The sequence below is a fragment of the Microcystis sp. M090S1 genome (genome assembly GCF_020246295.1).
In the GTDB taxonomy this organism is placed as follows: domain Bacteria; phylum Cyanobacteriota; class Cyanobacteriia; order Cyanobacteriales; family Microcystaceae; genus Microcystis; species Microcystis aeruginosa.
The window spans coordinates 1-3,618 of record NZ_JADBTF010000280.1 but is presented as its reverse complement, the minus strand read 5'-3'; the positions used below and the strand labels follow the sequence as shown (position 1 = coordinate 3,618).

General features: G+C 44.4%; 3 protein-coding genes and 2 pseudogenes. All 5 read right to left on the bottom strand.

From position 1 onward, the window contains the following. A pseudogene (locus IM477_RS12395) lies at nt 1-138 on the bottom strand (photosystem II D2 protein (photosystem q(a) protein)); the annotation flags it as partial. 325 nt (nt 139-463) lie between these two features. After that, a complete protein-coding gene (locus IM477_RS12390; RefSeq protein WP_287731968.1) occupies nt 464-1,225 on the bottom strand; it encodes a lipoate--protein ligase family protein in 762 nt (253 codons plus the stop codon). Continuing rightward, nucleotides 1,188-1,664: a YbjN domain-containing protein gene (locus tag IM477_RS12385; RefSeq protein WP_012266813.1), complete on the bottom strand. Its 477-nt coding sequence runs from the start codon at nt 1,662-1,664 to the stop codon at nt 1,188-1,190. Before IM477_RS12385 ends, IM477_RS12390 begins: the two co-directional genes overlap by 38 nt. A 523-nt stretch (nt 1,665-2,187) precedes the next feature. Further along, nucleotides 2,188-3,126 carry a J domain-containing protein gene (locus tag IM477_RS12380; RefSeq protein WP_287731967.1) on the bottom strand — a complete coding sequence of 313 codons (939 nt, stop codon included), beginning with the start codon at nt 3,124-3,126 and terminating at the stop codon, nt 2,188-2,190. Between the two features lie 52 nt (nt 3,127-3,178). Beyond that, nucleotides 3,179-3,484, bottom strand: a pseudogene (locus IM477_RS12375) (inositol monophosphatase family protein); the annotation flags it as partial. Nucleotides 3,485-3,618 lie beyond the last annotated feature (134 nt).

Sequence of the window (3,618 nt, the reverse complement as noted above, 5' to 3'; positions counted from 1 at the left end):
TCCACCTAGGGCCATGAAGGCGCAGGGGAAGAGTAGTAAACCAGACCAACCGATGAAGACGAAACGGTCTCTTTTGAGCCAGTCATCGAGAGCATCAAACAGCCCTCTTTCTGGGGCGCGTCCGACAGCAATGGTCATGGGTATTTTTCCTCTTGCTTAACTGAAATCACGGGCAAGATTTCTTAACTTTTTTGAGTCTGGGATTACTCCCATTGTCTTATAAGATGGCGCGATCGATTGACTGGATTAGCTTAACTAAACTAGCTGCGATCGCTCGTTAATCCTCACCAACTGTAAAAGATTAACGTTTCTTAAACTAGCACAAGCTAGACAATAATTTCGAGTTCGGTAAGACTTTGGTTCCTTGCGGCCTCTATCTACCTTTAACTATTATTAGCAAAAAATTACAAATCTATACAACTTAACTCATAATTGATTTTTTATACACACAAAAACTTTTTTGTCAATGAGTATTTATATTTATTTTTTTAATTGATCGCCATTCCCAATCCTCGAGGGGTTGTTCTAGCAATTGACAATCAAAGCAATCCTCGGCGGCGGTTTTCAGGGTAGCGATAAGGGTTTCTAGGGTCAAATCTGGGGCTAAATTCAGCTTTTGAGGGGCATCACTGCCGAAAACTTGCTCAAACAGCGAATTATCTTGCTCTAGCACCATCGAACCATGTTGGAGAACAGAGGAACCCCGTTGCAGTTGGGCGCTACCAATAAATTTATTCCCCCAATTATCGACTAGATCCGCACCGGTAGCCGTACCGAAACAGTTAGCAGAATGGATATATCCCCGGCCTGCAGCACCGTAGGACAATTCCAGACCGAGATTTTGCCAGCCTGTGATTAAAAATTGACAGATTTGACGGTAAACTTCCCCAACATTACCCTTCATCCCCGAATTTACCACCATATAAGTCAAATCCCCCTGATGTAGTACGGCCCGTCCACCGGTAGGACGACGAACTAGGGAGATTTTTTGACCTTGCCAAGTCAAATTACGCCAAAAATCGGGATATTGCCGTTGATGATAGCCCAAGGAAATAGCCGGGGGCGACCATTGATAAAAACGCAGAGTCGGGGGATGATGACCACAACGGTGTTGCTCTAGTAACCAAGAATCGATCGCCATTTGTAGCTCTGCCGATGAGATAATTGGAGGGATATAACGCCAAATTTTAGCTGCCACCAAAGGATTCTCGTAACATTTCATCATTATTATCTGCTACCGTCGCCACGAGAGTAATTGCTCGCGAAATCTCCCCAGCAGACAAATCGGCCACAGTGCGCTGAGAAATCACCACCACCTGATCATTCATAATGGCAAAATGAGATTCAAAGGTTTCGGCACAATTCATCGCTAATAACTTGCGGGTTAATCCCAATTCATCCTTAACGGGTAATTTCAGCACAGAAGACCACACCGTGAGAAAATCATCATCGCTTTCCCCAGTTAACTGTACAAATACCTCAACGCTACCATACTGAAACTTCCAAAGATAACCTTTTTCTGTATGTTGTACCATAGCAGTATCATTCTGCTGCAGAGTAGAAATAACCATTTCAATCATTTCTTGGTGACTGCTCGTACTAGCCAGAAATTCATCGGTCATTGACTCTATTGCTTCTGAAGTCGCTAAACTTTCCGTGGTCATAAAAATTCCCTAAACTCGATCGATCACAATCTTATCCCAAGAGAAAAGAAAAAAGTAACAAAATAGAGATAGGAGAGGGGAGTGGGGAGCTTTTTTCCGGTGATTAGTAAACAGCAAACAGTAAACAGCGAAAAGACAGGGGCTTGACCATTCTCTATATAGGGTCTGCTGAATAAATCTAAAAACCTCGTTGGATAATATCTTTAGGCTTTTTTGAAATCAAAAAGTGCCAGCCCTTGGAGTGATCAGGGGGGAAATTTAGGCACTTTTTCCCCGAAAATTAGGTAATTGACCCCCTGAAAATGGGTAAAACCCTACACCCCACACCCCACACCCTGCCCCCACGAAAAACTTTTTGCCGCAAACCCTAACTATTACTGTTCAGGGTAGATCTGTTTTGTCTGTCTATTTTGAGCTTGAGTCTCGGGCTGATCGTTTCTTTTCTCCTGTAACCCGCATTGGGTAACACGCGGGTTAAAATGAGAATTTGGTATCACTCTTATACCGTTATGGTTTGAGCTGGTTATTCTTTATTACCACCAAATAGAGACCAAAAACCGCCCTTGGGATCCCCTTCCTTTTTTTGTCCCTTCTGGTCTTCCATTTCAACATTAGGATTAACTACTTGATTTAGTTCCCGTTTGCACCTAATCACCGTCGCATCTTTGGGGCTGACTTGCCAGGCGCGATTGATATGAACCCGGGCCATGGCGAGTTGATTTTGTTGCAGGTAGGCTAAACCGAGCAGGGCGTGACAGATGCCATTATCCGGTTCTTGCCGCAGGGCATCGCGCAATTCTCGCAAAGCTTGGGCGGGGTTATTTTGGTCAAGAGAGGCTTGGGCGCGGCGAATATAGGCTTCTAGGGGCGATTCTTTGGCTTTAGCCTCGGCTGCCGTGATGAAAGTAGCCCCGACTAACTCGGACTGGTTAGGATTGCCTTGGGAGATAAAGACTTTCCGGGTGGTTTTCTTGTTGCCCTGACCTTCGGTTAACATCAGATAAACCAGATTGAGTTCACTGAGTTGGGCGATTTTCTGATAGGTATTTTCTAGGGCGGTATATTGATCGATCGCCAAGGATTGCAGGATTTTTTGATAGGCTAATTCATAGTTAGCGCTAGATTGGGCTAGTTTTCTAGCCGGTTCGCTACTGATGGTAATTTTACCCGCATCCCTCGCCATTGCCTTGCCCATTTGTGCTAAAATAAGCCGGAATTCTTCCCGAGATAGGTCACGGCTAAGATGTTCGTAGGCTGGGTTAACTAATTTTGCCAGTAACTGATTAGCCTGTTCCCTTTCGGCGGGGGTGTGAATGCGACAGGTATCGGGATGGAGTTTATAGGCAATTTTTAAGTAACGCTCGCGAATCTCCTCATGTTCGGCATCGATCGAGACTCCTAAAACAGCGAAGTGATCGATTAAATCAAATTGAAATAATCCCTGGGAAATCGGAAAAGGCATACAGCTGGTCCTACTCTAATCACAATGATAATCGCAATAAATATTAAAAGAATTAAAACTGAAAACTCCAAGAGGCGGCTTTTTGCAGAGCTTGGCTTAAGGGGGTGTGAATCTGTCCGTTAGTGGCCAGGATTCGCCCCGTTTCTATCAGAAAAGGACTCTCATCGTAGGCGCTAATTTTACCGCCAGCTTCTTCGATCAGAATAATTCCCGCAGCCAGATCCCAGGGATTAATCCCTCGTTCCCAATAACCATCTAAGCGCCCACAGGCCACATCGGTTAAGTCTTTGGCAGCGGAACCGCTGCGGCGTACCCCTTGGGTCAGATGGGTCAGATAACAGAATTCGGCATAATTATTAGACCTCTTGCAAAAGTCTTAAGTCGATCCTTGTACAGCAACATTTTTGAAGATTATCAACTACTAATAAATAATTAACTGAAAGTCCCTCCCATTATTGTTTCTATCGTTTGTTTTCGGATTTATGCAAGAGG

Bases quoted from the DNA above. Each gene is read 5' to 3' on its own strand.
- IM477_RS12390 (WP_287731968.1), bottom strand. From the start codon at position 1,225: ATGATGAAATGTTACGAGAATCCTTTGGTGGCAGCTAAAATTTGGCGT.
- IM477_RS12385 (WP_012266813.1), bottom strand. From the start codon at position 1,664: ATGACCACGGAAAGTTTAGCGACTTCAGAAGCAATAGAGTCAATGACC.
- IM477_RS12380 (WP_287731967.1), bottom strand. From the start codon at position 3,126: ATGCCTTTTCCGATTTCCCAGGGATTATTTCAATTTGATTTAATCGAT.